General features: G+C 71.0%; 15 protein-coding genes. 8 read left to right on the forward strand and 7 right to left on the reverse strand.

Annotated features, from left to right (window positions below):
- Positions 1 to 87: 87 nt before the first annotated feature.
- The 3 genes from ABZU74_RS00620 to ligD (ABZU74_RS00630) form a co-directional block, all read right to left on the reverse strand.
- The gene (locus tag ABZU74_RS00620) at positions 88 to 972 is read right to left on the reverse strand and encodes a hypothetical protein (protein WP_355416600.1); all 885 of its coding nucleotides are present in this window, start codon (positions 970 to 972) and stop codon (positions 88 to 90) included.
- Between the two features lie 140 nt (positions 973 to 1,112).
- Entirely contained in the window at positions 1,113 to 2,027 is a 915-nt protein-coding gene (gene ligD, locus ABZU74_RS00625) for a non-homologous end-joining DNA ligase (protein ID WP_355416602.1), read from the reverse strand.
- On the reverse strand, positions 2,017 to 2,958 hold the full coding sequence (gene ligD / locus ABZU74_RS00630) for a non-homologous end-joining DNA ligase (RefSeq protein ID WP_355416605.1): 942 nt from the start codon (positions 2,956 to 2,958) through the stop codon (positions 2,017 to 2,019). The genes ligD (ABZU74_RS00625) and ligD (ABZU74_RS00630) overlap by 11 nt, the downstream gene beginning before the upstream one ends.
- A gap of 85 nt (positions 2,959 to 3,043) precedes the next feature.
- Between ligD (ABZU74_RS00630) and ABZU74_RS00635 the strand changes: the two genes are divergently transcribed.
- The 6 genes from ABZU74_RS00635 to ABZU74_RS00660 all read left to right on the forward strand — a co-directional run bounded on the left by ABZU74_RS00635 (position 3,044) and on the right by ABZU74_RS00660 (position 8,347).
- A complete protein-coding gene (locus ABZU74_RS00635; protein WP_355416608.1) occupies positions 3,044 to 4,075 on the forward strand; it encodes a Ku protein in 1,032 nt (343 codons plus the stop codon).
- A gap of 73 nt (positions 4,076 to 4,148) precedes the next feature.
- The gene (locus tag ABZU74_RS00640) at positions 4,149 to 4,787 is read left to right on the forward strand and encodes a DUF4241 domain-containing protein (protein WP_355416611.1); all 639 of its coding nucleotides are present in this window, start codon (positions 4,149 to 4,151) and stop codon (positions 4,785 to 4,787) included.
- 146 nt (positions 4,788 to 4,933) lie between these two features.
- Positions 4,934 to 5,605 carry an FKBP-type peptidyl-prolyl cis-trans isomerase gene (locus tag ABZU74_RS00645; RefSeq protein WP_355416614.1) on the forward strand — a complete coding sequence of 224 codons (672 nt, stop codon included), beginning with the start codon at positions 4,934 to 4,936 and terminating at the stop codon, positions 5,603 to 5,605.
- 189 nt (positions 5,606 to 5,794) lie between these two features.
- A complete protein-coding gene (locus tag ABZU74_RS00650; RefSeq protein ID WP_355418174.1) occupies positions 5,795 to 6,622 on the forward strand; it encodes a hypothetical protein in 828 nt (275 codons plus the stop codon).
- Positions 6,623 to 6,654: 32 nt separating this feature from the next.
- Entirely contained in the window at positions 6,655 to 7,308 is a 654-nt protein-coding gene (locus ABZU74_RS00655) for an HAD family phosphatase (protein WP_355416617.1), read from the forward strand.
- Positions 7,309 to 7,336: 28 nt separating this feature from the next.
- Positions 7,337 to 8,347 carry an NADPH:quinone reductase gene (locus ABZU74_RS00660; protein ID WP_355416620.1) on the forward strand — a complete coding sequence of 337 codons (1,011 nt, stop codon included), beginning with the start codon at positions 7,337 to 7,339 and terminating at the stop codon, positions 8,345 to 8,347.
- Between the two features lie 183 nt (positions 8,348 to 8,530).
- Here the strand turns inward: ABZU74_RS00660 and ABZU74_RS00665 are convergent, their stop codons facing one another.
- The gene (locus ABZU74_RS00665; RefSeq protein WP_355418177.1) at positions 8,531 to 10,165 is read right to left on the reverse strand and encodes a fatty acid--CoA ligase; all 1,635 of its coding nucleotides are present in this window, start codon (positions 10,163 to 10,165) and stop codon (positions 8,531 to 8,533) included.
- A gap of 71 nt (positions 10,166 to 10,236) precedes the next feature.
- Between ABZU74_RS00665 and ABZU74_RS00670 the strand changes: the two genes are divergently transcribed.
- Entirely contained in the window at positions 10,237 to 10,728 is a 492-nt protein-coding gene (locus ABZU74_RS00670; RefSeq protein ID WP_030334282.1) for an NUDIX domain-containing protein, read from the forward strand.
- Between the two features lie 35 nt (positions 10,729 to 10,763).
- On the opposite strand, the gene ABZU74_RS00675 is transcribed toward ABZU74_RS00670, so the two are convergent.
- Positions 10,764 to 11,798 (reverse strand): aldo/keto reductase, encoded by a 1,035-nt coding sequence (locus ABZU74_RS00675; RefSeq protein ID WP_355416623.1) that lies wholly within the window; start codon positions 11,796 to 11,798, stop codon positions 10,764 to 10,766.
- Between the two features lie 126 nt (positions 11,799 to 11,924).
- On the opposite strand from ABZU74_RS00675, the gene ABZU74_RS00680 reads away from it, so the two are divergent.
- Positions 11,925 to 12,557, forward strand: coding sequence for a TetR/AcrR family transcriptional regulator (locus ABZU74_RS00680; RefSeq protein ID WP_355416626.1), 633 nt, complete (start codon positions 11,925 to 11,927; stop codon positions 12,555 to 12,557).
- Between the two features lie 141 nt (positions 12,558 to 12,698).
- Here ABZU74_RS00680 and ABZU74_RS00685 read toward each other — a convergent pair whose 3' ends face one another.
- Entirely contained in the window at positions 12,699 to 14,375 is a 1,677-nt protein-coding gene (locus ABZU74_RS00685; RefSeq protein WP_355416629.1) for an MDR family MFS transporter, read from the reverse strand.
- A gap of 159 nt (positions 14,376 to 14,534) precedes the next feature.
- Complete coding sequence (locus ABZU74_RS00690) at positions 14,535 to 15,077, reverse strand: type 1 glutamine amidotransferase domain-containing protein (RefSeq protein WP_355416632.1); 543 nt, start codon at positions 15,075 to 15,077, stop codon at positions 14,535 to 14,537.
- Between the last annotated feature and the right edge of the window lie 4 nt (positions 15,078 to 15,081).

Raw genomic sequence — 15,081 nt, forward strand, 5'->3', positions numbered from 1 at the left:
CGGCCCGTCGCTCGCCTTCGACCGGGTGGATCCGACAGCCGACTCGGCCCGGCGGCCACCACAGTGGACGCGGGGCCGCGCGGCTTCCTACTCTTTGATCATCACGACGTCGGTCGGGCGTTCGACAGTCACCGGCGTGTCGTAGTCGAACAGTTCGAGGGTCGAGTTGACAGTCCCCGTGTCGAGGCGGCCCTTCGCCGTCGACTGCCAGGTGACGGTGAGCGCCACCGTCGCGATCCGACCGTCGCGATCCAGCGTGACGTCGCCGGCCGTGCTGCTCGACCCGTCTTTGCCGGTCTCGGCGTAGGTGAAGTGCAGGGAGCCGTCCGGCTTCTCGGTGACCGTCGCGTTCTGTCGCTTCAGCGCCGCGAAGAGGGCAGCCGGGTCGGGCTCGGCGGAACCCAGCACGTCGTTCCCGTCGCCGTAGAGGGAGAGCCGGTCGTACGTCCCCGGGTACTGCCCGTACCGGCCGTACGTCTCGCCCGGGCCCTTGTCGGCCGGTAGCCGGCCCAGCGGAGGCTCGCCACCCTGGTACCTCGTGCCGTTGATCAGCAACTCGGTGGTGACCGAGTCGTCCTGCGGGGCGCGGACGTAGCCGGTCGCGGTCCTCGGGTCGAACGCGCCCTCGTAGGTCAGCCCGTCCCGGCCCGAGTTGGTCAGCCGCATCCGGTAGCTGATGTTCTCGCTGGCGGCGGCGGCCGAGACCAGCCGCATCGCCGGCGAGGCCGGGGCGGGCGGCGCGGCCTGGGTGGCGACGTCGGAGCGGCCCGCCGGGGAGTACGCCGGCACGGTCAGCGCCGTGCCGACGCCCAGCGCCAGCAGGGCGCACGTGCTGCCGACCAGCGCGGTGGTCCGGCGTCGCCGGGCCCGTCGGCCGCGCTCGATCAGCGCACCCACCGGGGGTACGGAGTCCGTTTCACCGTCGACGATGTCGTGCAGCCGATGGGCGAGACGGTCATCGATGCTGTTCATGACTATCACCTGCTTACCGCCAGCCGGATATGTCGCTGCCACGCCACCTCGACGAACGCGACGTAGGACCGGTCCGCCGCGGACAGGGCTTTCTGTTGGTCGGTCACGCGCCTTACACGCCGCGGGGTCACCGAAGGTTGTCAGGCCGAGGGCAGTTCCGGGCCGCCGTCCAGCAGGGGGCCGAGCAGGTCGTCGTACTCCTCGACCCGGGCCAGGACCTCGGCGGCGGTGAACTGGCGGACGGCCGGCTTCCGGCCGCGCGCGCCGGCCTCCACCTCGTCCCAGGTCAGCGGCGTCGACACCGCCGGCACCGACTGGGCCCGCAGGGAGTACGGCGCAACAGTGGTCTTCGCCGCGTTGTTCTGGCTCCAGTCGATGAAGACCTTGCCCGGCCGGAGGTTCTTCGCCATCTTCGACACGATCAGCTTCGGGTGGGCCTTCTCCAACTCCTGGGCGATCCGGCGGGCGTAGTCGGAGACGACGTCGGACGACTGGGTGCCGGCGATCGGGCAGCAGAGCTGCATGCCCTTCTTGCCGGAGGTCTTCGGGTACGACTCGATGCCGTCGTCGGCGAGGCGATCACGCATCAGCACCGCCACCGGGCAACACTCGGCCAGCCCGGCCGGCGGCCCCGGGTCCAGGTCGACGACCATCATGTCCGGGTGCTCGCCCACCTTCCACTGCGGTGTGTGCAGCTCCAACGCGGCCAGGTTGGCCAGCCAGACCAGGGTGGGCAGGTCGTCGGCGACCACGTAGTCGATGGTCTCCCGGCCCTTCGTCGACCCGGGCGCCGGCAGGTTCTCCACCCGCACCCAGTCCGGGGTCGCGGCAGGCGTGTTCTTCTCGAAGAACGACTTGTCGTCCACCCCGTTGGGGAAGCGGATCCGGGTGACCGGTCGGTCCTGCAGGTGCGGCAGCAGCACCGGGGAGATCCGGGTGTAGTAGTCGATCACCTCGCCCTTGGTGAACCCGGCCGCCGGGTAGAGCACCTTGTCCAGGTTGGACAGCTCAAGCGCGCGACCCTCGACGTCCACCCGTAGCCGCTCAGCCGGCATCGTCGACCTCCTCCGGAGGCTTGTCCGGGCGCAACCGCAGCACCCGGGGGAAGCGCAGCCGACCGTCGGGGGTGCGCTGGCCGTACTTCACCTCCACCACCACCCGGGGTTCTACCCAGATGGCACCCCGGGCATCCTCGCGCGGCACACCCGGCGCGAACGGTGACACGCCGGAGCGCAGCGGCTCCAGCTCGGCGAGGAGCTGCCGCTCGATGGCCGCGCCGATCCCACCGCCGACCCGACCCCGGTAGATCAGCCGGCCGTCCGGGCCGGGCACCCCGACCAGCAGTCCGCCGATCCGGCGCGCGCCCGGCCGCCACCCGCCGATGACGAAGTCGCCGGTCACCTCCAGCTTGACCTTCACCCAGTCCGGCGAGCGCACCCCCGGGCGGTAGACGGCCCCGACCCGCTTGGCCATCACACCTTCCAGGCCGTGCTCCCCGGCCGCCTCGTAGGTGGCCGGCCCGTCGGCGAACATTGGCGGCACCGCCCACCGGGGACCACCGAGCGCGAGCGCCTCCAGAGCCTCCCGGCGGCGCTCGTACGGCCAGCCGGTCAGGTCGTCACCGTTGAGCCGGAGCAGGTCGAAGATCATGTACGTCACCGGCATGACTGCTGCCAACCGGGCCGCCTTGGCCGCGTCCCGGACGTGCATCCGCTCGGCCAACGCGGTGAACGACGGCTGCCCGCCCTGGCCGAGCAGCACCACCTCACCGTCGAGCAGCGCGTCGTCGACCTGCTCGGGCAGAGTGGCCAACTCCGGGTACGCGGCGGTGATCTCCACGCCGGAGCGGGCATACAGATGCTGGCCGCCACCTGAGATGTCGGCCAGTGCGCGGACGCCGTCCCACTTGAATTCGTACGCCCAGCCGTCACCCGCCGGGAGCGACCCGGTCATCGCGAGCATCGGCTTGAGCGGCGCGCCGGGCACGACCCGACTGTAGTAGCAGGCCGAACACCTCGCGTCCGGTTCTTTCGGATGCGAGCATGGTCGATACCGGGGAAGGGAGCGCAGGATGCGTGCCATCTGGAAGGGAGCCGTGTCGTTCGGGCTCGTCTCGATCGGGGTGAAGCTCTACTCCGCCACCGAGGAGAAGGACATTCGGTTCCACCAGGTGCACCGCGAGGACGGCGGCCGAATCCGCTACAAGCGCACCTGCTCGGTCTGCGGCGAGGAGGTCACCTACGACGACATCGCCAAGGGCTACGACATCGGCGGCGGCGAGATGGTGATCCTCACCGACGAGGACTTCGCCGACCTGCCGCTGACCAGCTCCCGTGCCATCGACGTGCTGGAGTTCGTACCAGCCGAGCAGGTCGACCCGATCCTCTACAACAAGGCCTACTTTCTTGAGCCGGAGGGCGCGGCGACCAAGCCGTACGTGCTGCTGCGCGACGCGCTGATCGACTCGGAGCGGGTGGCCATCGTCAAGGTGGCGCTGCGCCAGCGCGAGCAGCTCGCCACGCTGCGGGTCCGCGAGGGTGTGCTGCTGCTCAACACCATGCTCTGGCCGGACGAGATCCGTACCCCGGACTTCGGTTTCCTCGACGAGGACCTCAAGGTGCGCCCACCGGAGCTGGCCATGGCCAGTTCCCTGATCGACTCGATGACCGGCGAATTCGAGCCGGACGTCTTCACCGACGACTACCGGGCCGCGCTGCAGGAGGTCATCGACGCCAAGGTGGAGGGCCGGGAGGTCGTCCAGCCGGAGGAGGTCGAGGAGGCCCCGGCCGCGGCGGTGGACCTGATGGCCGCGTTGAAGGCCTCGGTGGAGCGCGCGAAGGCGGCACGCGGCGAGCAGCCCACCCGTGGCGGTGGTGGCGGTGGCGGCGAGCCGACGCCCATCTCGTCGGCCCGGTCCGCGCAGAAGGCAGCCGAGAAGAAGGCCGCCAAGGCGCCCGCGAAGAAGACCGCGGCGAAGAAGACGGCCGAGAAGAAGGCGGCCGAGCCGGCGAAGAAGACCGCGGCCAAGAAGACCGCCGCCAAGAAGGCGGAGCCGGCGAAGAAGACCGCCGCGCGCAAGACCGCACCCCGCAAGAGCGCCTGACCGTACGGCAGCGGCGGCGGTGTCCGCCGGGCCGGGTACGCTCCGCCGGCCGCTGGCGACCGGAGGAGCCCCCATGCCGTACACCCCTGATCTGGACCGGTTGTTGACGCCCGGCGCCCGCTTCACCGACCAGCACGGCGCGTACCTGATCGAGGCCCACCCGGCGGGCGACGTCGTGCTGCCCACCGGCCAGGTGGTCGGGTGCGACCCGCTGGTCTGCCCGGAGGCCGAGCCGTTCACGGTCACGGTGCCGCCGGGGCGGTACGCCGCCCGCGCCTGGGTGGCCGTGGTGCTCCGGGAGGACGCCGAGGTGGACCGGCGGGTGGCCGCGTTTCAGCTGGTGGTCTCCGACGAGCCGACCATTCGGTGGGAGCCGGCGGTCGCGGGCGACCAGGACGTCGCCACGCTCGGTGCGGACGACTACTTCGGGTACGGGGTGGACGCCGGCGCCGGCACCCTCGCCGACCCGACAGCGCTCAGTGTCCTGGAAGGCTGGGACTACGACCGGGTCGAGCAGGTCTTCATCCCCGACAAGCTGCCCTCGTCCCCGGTCCCGGGGCTGATCACCGCTGTCCTGGACGAGGCCAGCGGTGCCAACGTCGTCACGGTGACCACCGGTTGGGGCGACGGCTGCTACGGCACCTGGATCGGCCGTGCCGCCGACGGTCGGGTCACCTCGTTCGTGACCGACTTCATGGTCGTCCCTGAATAACCGCCCGGGAAAGCCCCGGAACTGTCGCACTGGGCGATCCGGGGCGTCCGCGGCGGGCACGGTGGGCCGCTGTGCGGGTACCGTGTGCGTCGGCTTTCCCCCCGGCACCGGGTGCCGGCCACACTTCGCAGCAGGGAGTCGACGACGTGAGCGAGCGGACGCAGCAGAAGGGCCCGGACCAGAGCCCGGCAACCAAGTCGGGGCGCCGCCTGGCCGCCCAGTTGGCGGAGAAGAAGGCCGCCGACGCGAGGCGGAAGCGCAACGCGTGGGCCAGCGGCCTCGCCGCTGTCGCCGTGGTCGGCGTGCTGATCGCCGTCTTCGTGACGATCGGCGGGGGCGACGACAAGCCCAAGACCCAGGCCGACGCGACCCCGTCCGCCACCGCCCCGGCCCCCGACGAGGCCGGCGCGCCCCCCGCTCCGCAGCTGCCCGAGGGCGCCGATCCCGCGCTGGGCAGCAAGCCGGCGGTGACGCCAGGCACGGGCGACCTCAAGAAGCTCACCGTCACCCCGCTGATCAAGGGCAAGGGTCCGGCCGTGCAGAAGGGCCAGAACATCACCACCAACTACGTGGGGGTGTTCTACAAGGACGGCAAGGAGTTCGACTCCTCCTGGAAGGCCGGGCAGCCGGCCACCTTCCCGATCGGCGTCGGTCAGGTCATCCCGGGCTGGGACCAGGGCCTGGTCGGGGTGACCGTGGGCAGCCGGGTGCAGCTCGACATCCCGGGCGAGCTGGCGTACGGCAACGACGAGGCCGCGGCCGGTGGCCGTCCGACCGGTCCGCTGCGCTTCGTTGTGGACGTGCTCGCCGCCCAGTGACCTGTCCGGGTCGTCCCGGTTGTCGCCGGGCCGCGATGGAGTTGTTCACATGGGGCTTCCGGCCCGTCACCCAGCGGCAGTAGGTTCGGCGTCACCCCGGGCGGTTCGCCGCCCGGGGTGAACATCCGGAACCGGGACGCGGAGGTGCATGTGACGGCGCTGGACGAGCCTGGGCGGACCGCCCGGTCGATGTGGGCGTACTTCGAGCCGGTGCACGCTGTCACCTACCTCCACCCCCGGGCTCGGGCCGCGTACGAGGCGGTCGGTCTGCGCGGCTACTGGCGCGGTTACTTCGCCGGCCGGGCCGCGCCGCTGGGCGCCACCGAGGCGGCCCCGGTGATCGCCGCCTTCTTCAACTTCGCGCCACCGATGGTGGCCCGCGCGCTGCCGGCGGTGTGGCGGTTGGCGACCCCGCAGGAGGCGCTGCGCGCCCGCCTGACCGGTGCCGTGCAGGCGCTCGCCGAGCTGACCTACGAGCTACCGGAGTCGCACCTGGTGGAGGCCGCCGACCTGCTGGAGCGGGCCGCCTCGGCGGCGCAGACCGCCGGCCGGGTGCTCGGCGCGGCCAACGCGGCCCTCCCGTCCGGCGAGTACCCGCTGGCGCGGCTCTGGCAGGCCGCCACCACGCTGCGTGAGCACCGGGGGGACGGGCACGTGGCGGCGCTGGTGGCCGCCGGTCTGGACCCGGTGGAGACGCTGACCGGGCGGGTCGCGCTGGACGGTTCGCCACCGCAGTACCTGCTGGGCCGGGGCTGGTCCGAGGAGCAGTGGCGCGCCGCCCGCGAGCGGCTCACCGAGCGGGGCTGGCTGACCGGGGACGGCGCGGCCACCGAACACGCCCGGGCCGGGTTCCAGGCCATCGAGGACGCCACCGACCGGGCCGCCGCGCACCCGTGGGAGGCGCTCGGCCCCGCCGACACGGACCGGCTCCGGGAGCTGCTGGAGCCGATCGCCCGGTCCGGCCACACACTGCTCCCCGAGGGCAGCCCGCTCGGCCTGCCCGCGCTGCCCGGCTGACCGGACGCCCCCGCGTCGGGCAGGATGGGCCCGTGACGGATGCGGTGGTCTTCGACCTGGACGGCGTGATCGTGGATTCCGAGCCGGTGTGGGAGGAGGTCCGGCGGGCGTACGTGGCGGCGCACGGCGGGACCTGGCAGCCGGACACGCAACGACGGCTGATGGGGATGAGCACCGGCGAGTGGGCCCACTATCTCAGCGGTGAGCTGGGCGTCGACCGCACCGCCGACCAGGTCGCCGTCGAGGTGGTCGAGGAGATGACCCGACGCTACCGGGCGCACGTACCCCTCATCGACGGCGCCGACCAGGTCGTCCGCCGGCTGGCCGCGCGGTGGCCGCTCGGGTTGGCCAGCTCGTCGCCGACCCGGCTGATCGAGGCGGCGCTGGCGGCGACCGGCCTGACCGACGCGTTCGGCGCGACCCTCTCCACCGAGCAGACCGAGCGGGGCAAGCCAGCGCCGGACGTGTATCTGAGCGTGGCGCAACACCTCGGTGTCGACCCGACCCGGTGTGTGGCGGTGGAGGACTCGTCCAACGGGGTGCGTTCCGCCGCGGCGGCGGGGATGCGGGTGGTGGCGGTGCCGCACGGCTCGTACCCGCTCGACCCGGACGCTGCCGGGCTGGCCGTGGTGTCGCTCAACGCGATCGGTGAGCTGACCCCGGAGCTGGTGGACGAGCGGGGTTGACAGGGGCCGGGAGGGGTAGTGACCACGGATGAAGGCCATCGTGTACGAGCGCACCGGCGACCCTTCGGTGCTTGGTCTGGTCGACCGCCCGGTGCCCGAGCCGGGTGCGGGCGAGGTCCTGGTGCGGATGGCGGTCGCGGGAGTGAACCCGACCGACTGGAAGTCGCGCCGCAGCTCCCCGCCGAACGGGTGGCAGATCCCCGGGCAGGACGGCGCGGGGGTGGTCGAGGCGGTCGGCGAGGGGGTCGACCCCGACCTGATCGGTGAGCGGGTGTGGGTCTGGGAGGCCGCCTGGCAGCGACAGTGGGGCACGACTGCGGAATACACGCTGGTGCCGGTCCGGCAGGCGGTACGCCTCGGTGCCGCCCCGTTCGAGTTGGGTGCGGCCCTGGGCATCCCGTTCCTCACCGCGCACCGCTGTCTGACCGCTGGCGAGTTCATGCCGGAGACGCTGCGGGCCGGCGCGCTGGCGGATCACACGGTGCTGGTGCAGGGCGGCGCGGGCGCTGTCGGCAACGCCGCGATCCAGCTCGCCCGGTGGGCCGACGCCACTGTGATCGCCACTGTGAGCAGCGCGGAGAAGGCGCAGCTCGCGGCGTCGGCCGGCGCCTCCTTCGTGATCAACTATCGGGAGCAGGACGTGGTCGAGGAGGTCCACAAGATCGCCCCCGACGGGGTGCACACGATCGTGGAGGTTTCCCCCGCCCGCAACGCCTCGATCGACGTGCAGGTGCTGCGGCACGGCGGCGCGGTCTGCATGTACGCCGACAACGGTGGGGACGAGGTGAGCATCCCGATCCGGCCGATGATGGCGCCGAACGCCCGCTGGCAGTTCGTGCTGGTCTACACGGAGCCGAAGGGGGCCAAGGCGCAGGGCGTGAAGGACGTGGCGGCGGCGGCCAGCCAGGGTGGCATCCGGGTCGGCGCGGACGCCGGCCTGCCGCTGCACTACTACCCGCTGGCCGAGGCGGCCGCGGCGCACCAGGCGGTGGAGGATTCGACGGTGGGAAAGGTGCTCGTCACCACCAGCGACGCCTGATCGGGTCGCCGCCCACCCGATTTCCCCGTCAGCAGGACAGAGGCGAATAAATTTCGCAACAATGACGGTGCGGGTCACCCCGCGTGGAGCGGGCGGCCCCGGCGCGGTGCGAACGCCGGGGCCGCCCCTGGGGAGGGTTCAGGAGTACTCCCGCCCCAACAGGCGACAGTGCCGGGAAAAACGTTACGGGGCTGTCAGCTCCCGGACACTCAGCTCACCCCCGGCGTACCGCGAACGGACGACCTTCTTGTCGAACTTGCCCACGCTGGTCTTCGGCACCGTGTCGATGAAGGCCCAGCGCTCGGGCACCTGCCAGCGCGCCACCGACCCGGTCAGGAAGTCCCGCAACTCCTCGGCGGACACCGAGGCGCCCTCCCGGACCACCACTGTGGCCAGCGGACGTTCGTCCCACCGCTCGTCCGGGACACCCACCACGCACGCCTCCAGCACCGCCGGATGGGCCATCAGCGCGTTCTCCAACTCCACCGACGAGATCCACTCACCCCCGGACTTGATCACGTCCTTGGCGCGGTCGGTCAGCGTGATGTACCCGTCCGGCGAGAGCGTGCCCACGTCGCCGGTACGCAGCCAGCCGTCGCGGAACTTCTCGGAGTCCGGGGCGTCGTCACCGACGTACCTGGCGGTCACCCACGGCCCACGGACCTCCAGCTCGCCCACCGCCGTGCCGTCGGCGGGCATCGGATCGCCCGACGGGCCGACGATCCGCGCCTGCACGCCCGCCGGCACCCGCCCCTGGGTGTAGCGGTAGCGCCACGCCTGCTCACCTGTCGCACCGGCGGGCGGACGCGAGACCGACCCCAGCGGGGACATCTCGGTCATCCCCCAGGCGTGGATGACGTCGATCCCGTGCCGCTCGTCGAACGCGTGCATCAGCGCCGGCGGGCACGCCGAGCCGCCGACGATCACCTCACCGAGCGAGGAGGTGTCCACGTCGTGGGTGTCCAGGTAGGCCAACAGGTCGGTCCAGATGGTCGGCACCGCGCCGGCCAGGGTGGGCCGCTCGGCGGCGATCATCTCGGCGATCGGCGCGGCCTGGAGGAACCGGTCCGGCATGATCAGCGACGCGCCGGAGAGGAAGGCCGCGTACGGCAGCCCCCAGGACATGGCATGGAACATCGGCACGATGGCCAACTCGCGGTCGGTCGGTCCGAGACCGAAACCCTCCGGCATGCAGACCTGCAACGAGTGCAGGTAGATCGACCGGTGCGAGTAGGCCACGCCCTTCGGGTTGCCGGTGGTGCCCGAGGTGTAGCAGAGGGCGGCCGCGTCGCGCTCGTCCACCTCGGGCCAGTCGTACGTGTCCGGCCGATCGGCGAGCAACGCGTCCCAGTGGTGCACAGTGATCCGGTCGCCGGCCGCCGCGACCAGTGGCGCCGGGTCGCCACCGCCGACCACCACGACATGCCGCACAGTGGTCAGCTCACCGATCACCCGGGCCAGCAGCGGGAGCAGCGTGCTGTCGACGAGCACCACCCGGTCCTCGGCGTGGTTGGCGATGTAGACGACCTGGTCGGGGAAGAGCCGGATGTTGAGCGTGTGCAGCACCGCACCCATGCTCGGCACCGCGAAGTAGGCGACCAGGTGCTCGTTGTTGTTCCACATGAAGGTGGCGACCCGTTCGTCGCCGGTCACCCCACACTCGTCGCGCAGCCCGTGTGCCAGCCGGGCGGCGGCGCGGCCCACCTCGGCGTACGTCATCCGGCGGGGTTCGGCGCCCGTCCAGGTGACCACCTCGGCCGCGCCGTGCACCCCTGCACCGTGGTCGAGGATCCGGGAGATCTGCAGAGGGGCGTCCATCATCGTGCTACGCATGGGTAACAAGCTAGTGTCGGCGGTCACACGTTGGGAACCCCCGTAAGTTGTCGCAGGTGAGCATCTCCTGGGCCGACTCGTACGTGGGGCAGTTGCGCGCGCTCGCCGGGGACCGGACGCTGATGTTCGTCGGCGCCCGTGCCGTGGTCAACGACGACGCCGGACGCATCCTGCTGATCAAACGCTCGGACAACGGGCAGTGGGCCATGCCGGCCGGCGCGATGGAGCTGGGCGAGTCGATCGCCGACTGCGCCGTACGCGAGGTCCGTGAGGAGACCGGGCTGCGCGCGCTGCGGGTCTGCGCGTTCGCCCTCTACACCGGGCCGGACCGGACGAGCACCAACATGTACGGCCACACGTACCAGGTGTTCACTACCGCGTTCAAGGTGGAGGAGTGGGACGGGCAGTTGGCCCGGGTCACCGACGAGACCACCGACGCCGGCTTCTTCGCCCGCGACCGGTTCCCCGCCCCACTCTCCACCTCGGTCATCGAGACCCTGGCCGACCTGGACGTCTTCGAGCAGACGAACCGGCTCATCCTCAAGTAGGGCCGCCCCGGAGTCACCGACCCCGGGGCAACGTCTCACTGCGGGTAGCGCTGCCCGGCGAAGTAACCCTCCTGGATCCAGTTCGGGTACGCGACCGGCAGCTTGGTGGCCTCGTCCAGCTCGGTGAGATCCTCAGCGGTGAGGGTGAGGTCCGAGGCGGCGATGTTGTCGACCAACTGGTCGTGCTTGCGGGCACCGACGATCACGCTGGTCACCGCCGGCCGGGACAGCAGCCAGGCGACCGCCACCCGGGCCGGGCTGACCCCGTGCCGCTCGGCGACGCCCTTGAGCACCTCGACCACCCCGAAGGCGTGCTCCGGCTCGAACGGGGTGAAGCTGGCGTACCCGGGCTGGGCGCTGCGCGCGCCGCTGTCGGCGACGGCGCCGTCCCGGCTGACCTTGCCGGAGAGGAAACCTCCGGCGAGCGGGCTCCAGACGGTCAACCCGACACCCTCGTTGAGCGCCATCGGTACCACGTCGCGCTCCACGTCCCGGCCCAGCAGCGAGTAGTACTCCTGCACCGAGACGAATCCGGCCAGCTTCTCCCGGGCGGAGATGCCCAGCGCCTTGGAGATCTGCCAGGCCGCGAAGTTGGCGGCGCCGATGTAGCGGACCTTGCCCTGCCGGACCGCGTCGTCGAGCGCGCGCAGCATCTCCTCCATCGGAGTGACCTGATCGAAGTTGTGGATCTGGTACAGGTCGATGTGATCGGTGCCCAGCCGGCGCAGGCTGTCCTCCAGGTTCTGCATGATGTGCAGTCGGGAGGTGCCGACGTCGTTCGGGCCGGGCCCGGTCCGGGAGTGCACCTTCGTCGCCAGCACGACGTCGCGACGCCGCTTGCCGAGCGCCTTGCCGAGCAGCTCCTCGCTCTCGCCGTCGCTGTAGCCGTCGGCGGTGTCGACGAAGTTGACGCCCGCGTCCAACGCGGTGTCCACCAGCCGCTGCACCTCGGGCAGCGCCAGCGCACCGAGGGTGCCCCAGAGCGGGTGGCCGCTGCCGCCGAAGGTCATCGCGCCGAGCGAGATCTCCGAGACGTACACCCCGGTGCTGCCCAGCAGTCGGTACTTCACGTGTGTTTGCTCCTCGTGGTGGGTCGGAGGCCGAGGTCAGGGCCTCCGTGGTCACTATGTCGGACACTGTGTCCGGCAACGAGCGTACGTCGCCCACCCGACCCCCGGCCACCTAGGATTCCGGCTATGCCCTCGATCACCCGCCGTCGTCCGCACAACCCCGACGGACGTGCGGCCGTCGAAGCGCGGGTGCTGGCAGCCACCGAGCGGCTCCTGAAGGAGGGAACCCGCTTCACCGACCTCGGCGTGCAGCGGATCGCCGCCGAGGCCGGTGTGGCCCGGTCGACCTTCTACACCCACTTCCGCGACAAGAGCGAGCTGCTCATGCGCCTCGCCGGCACCATGCGCGAGAGCTCCTTCGGTCGTACCGGCGAATGGAACCCCGCCGGGCCGGGAGACCCGCTCGAGCGGCTGACCGAGGTCTTCGCCGACGTGATCCGGATATACCGGACATACGCCCCGGTGCTGGCCGCGGTCAGCGAGGTCGCCGCGTACGACGAGGTGGTCCGGGAGTACTGGGCGGCAGGGCTGGAGCAGTTCGTGACCCGAACCATGGACGCGCTCCGGATCGAGCAGCAGGCCGGGCGTACCCCAGCCGACCTGGACGTGCCGACGGCCAGCCGGTTGATCGTGATCGGCGGCGACCGCTTCCTGGCCGACCACGTCAGCACCACCTCGGCCGACCCCGACACCGACGCGGCGGCCGCCCGGGAGTTGGCCGCGACCTGGTGGTACGGCGCCTACCGCCGCCCCGCCTGACCGCCGCCCCGCCTGACCGCCGCCGGCCTTGATCAACTCTGATTCGTGGAAGTCGGGGCATCCCCGACGCCCGGACACCCCGACTTCACTGACCCCGAGTCGATCACGCCGTCTGGCGCGTCGTTCCCCCCGGCGATCCGCTCAGATCATCGTCTGCGACTTGGCCTCCATGTCGGCAGCGGCCTCCTCCTTGGACTCGCGGGTCAGCGGCTTGCCGCCCGGAGCCGGGGCCTCGCCGCCGAGCGGGTCGGCACCACCTGTGGCGCCCTGCGGGCCAGCACCCCGCAGCTGCATGTTGGGCAGCGTCAGTGTGACCACCACCGCCACGATCGCGATCAGGCCGGCAGTCAGGAAGACCATGTCCAGCGCGTCGACGAAGGCGCCCTGGATGGCCGCGCGTACCGGCGCCGGCAGGGCCAGGATGGTGGCCGGATCGTTGATCGAGATGTTGGTGCCGCCACTCGCCGCCACGGCGGCCTGCTCCTGCGGCGGAAGCTGCGCGATCGCGCCGGGCAGCCGGTCGGCCAGCCCCCCGGTCAGCCGGGACGAGAGCACAGTGCCGAGGATCGCCACCCCGAACGAACCGCCCAACGACCGGAAGAAGGTCGCCGAGGAGGTGCCGGCACCCAGGTCCCGTACGGAGACCGCGTTCTGCACCGCCAGGATCAGCGACTGCATGCACAGGCCCAGCCCGACGCCGATCACCACCATGAACCCGAACGCGACCCAGAGCGAGGTGGCCACCTCCAGCTGGGTGAAGAGGAACATGCCGACCAGCAGGGTCGCCGAACCGGCCACCGGGAACCACTTGTAGCGACCGATCCGGGTCATCGCGCGGCCGGTCAGGATCGAGGTGATGATGATGCCGGCCATCATCGGCAGCATCAGCAGACCGCTTCGGGTCGGCGAGGCGCCCTTCACGATCTGCAGGTACAGCGGGATGAAGATGATCGAACCGAACATCACCAGACCGATGATGAGCAGGGCCGAGTTGGCCAGCGCGAAGGTGGCGCTCCGGAACAACCGCAGCGGCAGGATCGGCTCGGCCACCCGGGCCTCCTGGAGGACGAAGAGCACCCCCAGCACCGCACCGACCACGAAGAGCGTGATGATCACGCCGGAGCCCCAGGCGTACTCGTTGCCGCCCCAGCTCAGCGCGAGCAGCAGGGAACTCACCCCGGCCACCAGCAGGCCGGCGCCGAGCCAGTCGATCGAGTGGTCCCGACGTTCGAACGGGATCAACCGCATCACGTGGTAGCAGACCACGATCGCCAGGATCGCCAGCGGCACGTTGATGTAGAAGATCCACCGCCAGTCGGTCTCCGCGAAGTAACCGCCCACCAGCGGCCCGGCGATCGACGAGATCCCGAAGACCGCGCCGAACAGACCCTGGTAGCGACCACGCTCCCGCGGTGACACCACGTCCGAGATGATGGTGAACGCGAGCGTCAGCAGACCACCGGCGCCGAGACCCTGGATACCCCGGGTGACGATCAGCTGGGTCATGTTCTGCGACAGCCCGGCCAGCAACGACCCGAGCAGGAACGTGCCGATCGAGAAGAGGAAGACCGGCCGACGCCCGTACAGGTCCGCCATCTTGCCGTAGAGCGGCGTCGACGCGGTCGAGGCGAGCAGGTACGCGGTGACCACCCAGGAGTAGTGGTTGATCCCGCCCAGCTCGCCCACGATTGTCGGCAGCGCCGTACCAACGATGGTCTGGTCGAGTGCGGCAAGCAGCATGCCGGTCATCAGGCCGAACATGAGCAGCCGGATCTGCTGACGGTTCAGCACCGGCGCGCCGGAGGCTTCGGTGGTCATGTGGCCTTCTATCCCGCGAGCGGCAGAACATGCGCCGAACCGCCAAAAAACCAACCCCACCGGCACCTCTCCCGGCGGCGTTGATCATGAAGTTATTGCCACGACACGCCGCGCCAGGTGGCAACAACTTCATGATCAACGGAGAGGGCGGGGGTGGGGTTAGGGGGTGGCGAAGGTTTTGGTGATTGCTGCGCAGAAGGCGGGGAGGTCGTCGGGTCTGCGGCTGCTGGTCAGGTTGCCGTCGGTGACGCACTCCTCGTCCACCCAGGTGGCTCCAGCGTTCGTCAGGTCGGTACGAAGGGTGGGCCAGGACGTGATCCGTCGACCGCGCACCACGTCCGCCTCGATGAGCGTCCACGGACCGTGACAGATCACCCCCACCGGCTTGCCGGCGTCGAAGAACGCCTTCACGAACCGCACCGCGTCCGGATCGCCCCGCAGGAAGTCCGGGTTCGCCACCCCACCGGGCAGCACCAGCGCGTCGTAGCCGGAGGCGTCCGCCTTGTCGACCGTCACGTCCACGTCGTACGTCTTGGAGTGGTCCAGGTGGTTGAAGGACTGGATGGAACCGGGCTTCAGCGAGACCAGATCGGCCGTTGCGCCGGCGTCCTCGACCGCCTCGCGTGGCTGGACGTACTCGACCTCCTCGACGCCGTCGGCGGCCAGGAACGCGATCCGCTTGCCCTGCAATGTCGCTGTCATCTCG

This window comes from Micromonospora sp. NPDC005171 (genome assembly GCF_040608575.1).
Taxonomy (GTDB): Bacteria; Actinomycetota; Actinomycetes; order Mycobacteriales; family Micromonosporaceae; genus Micromonospora.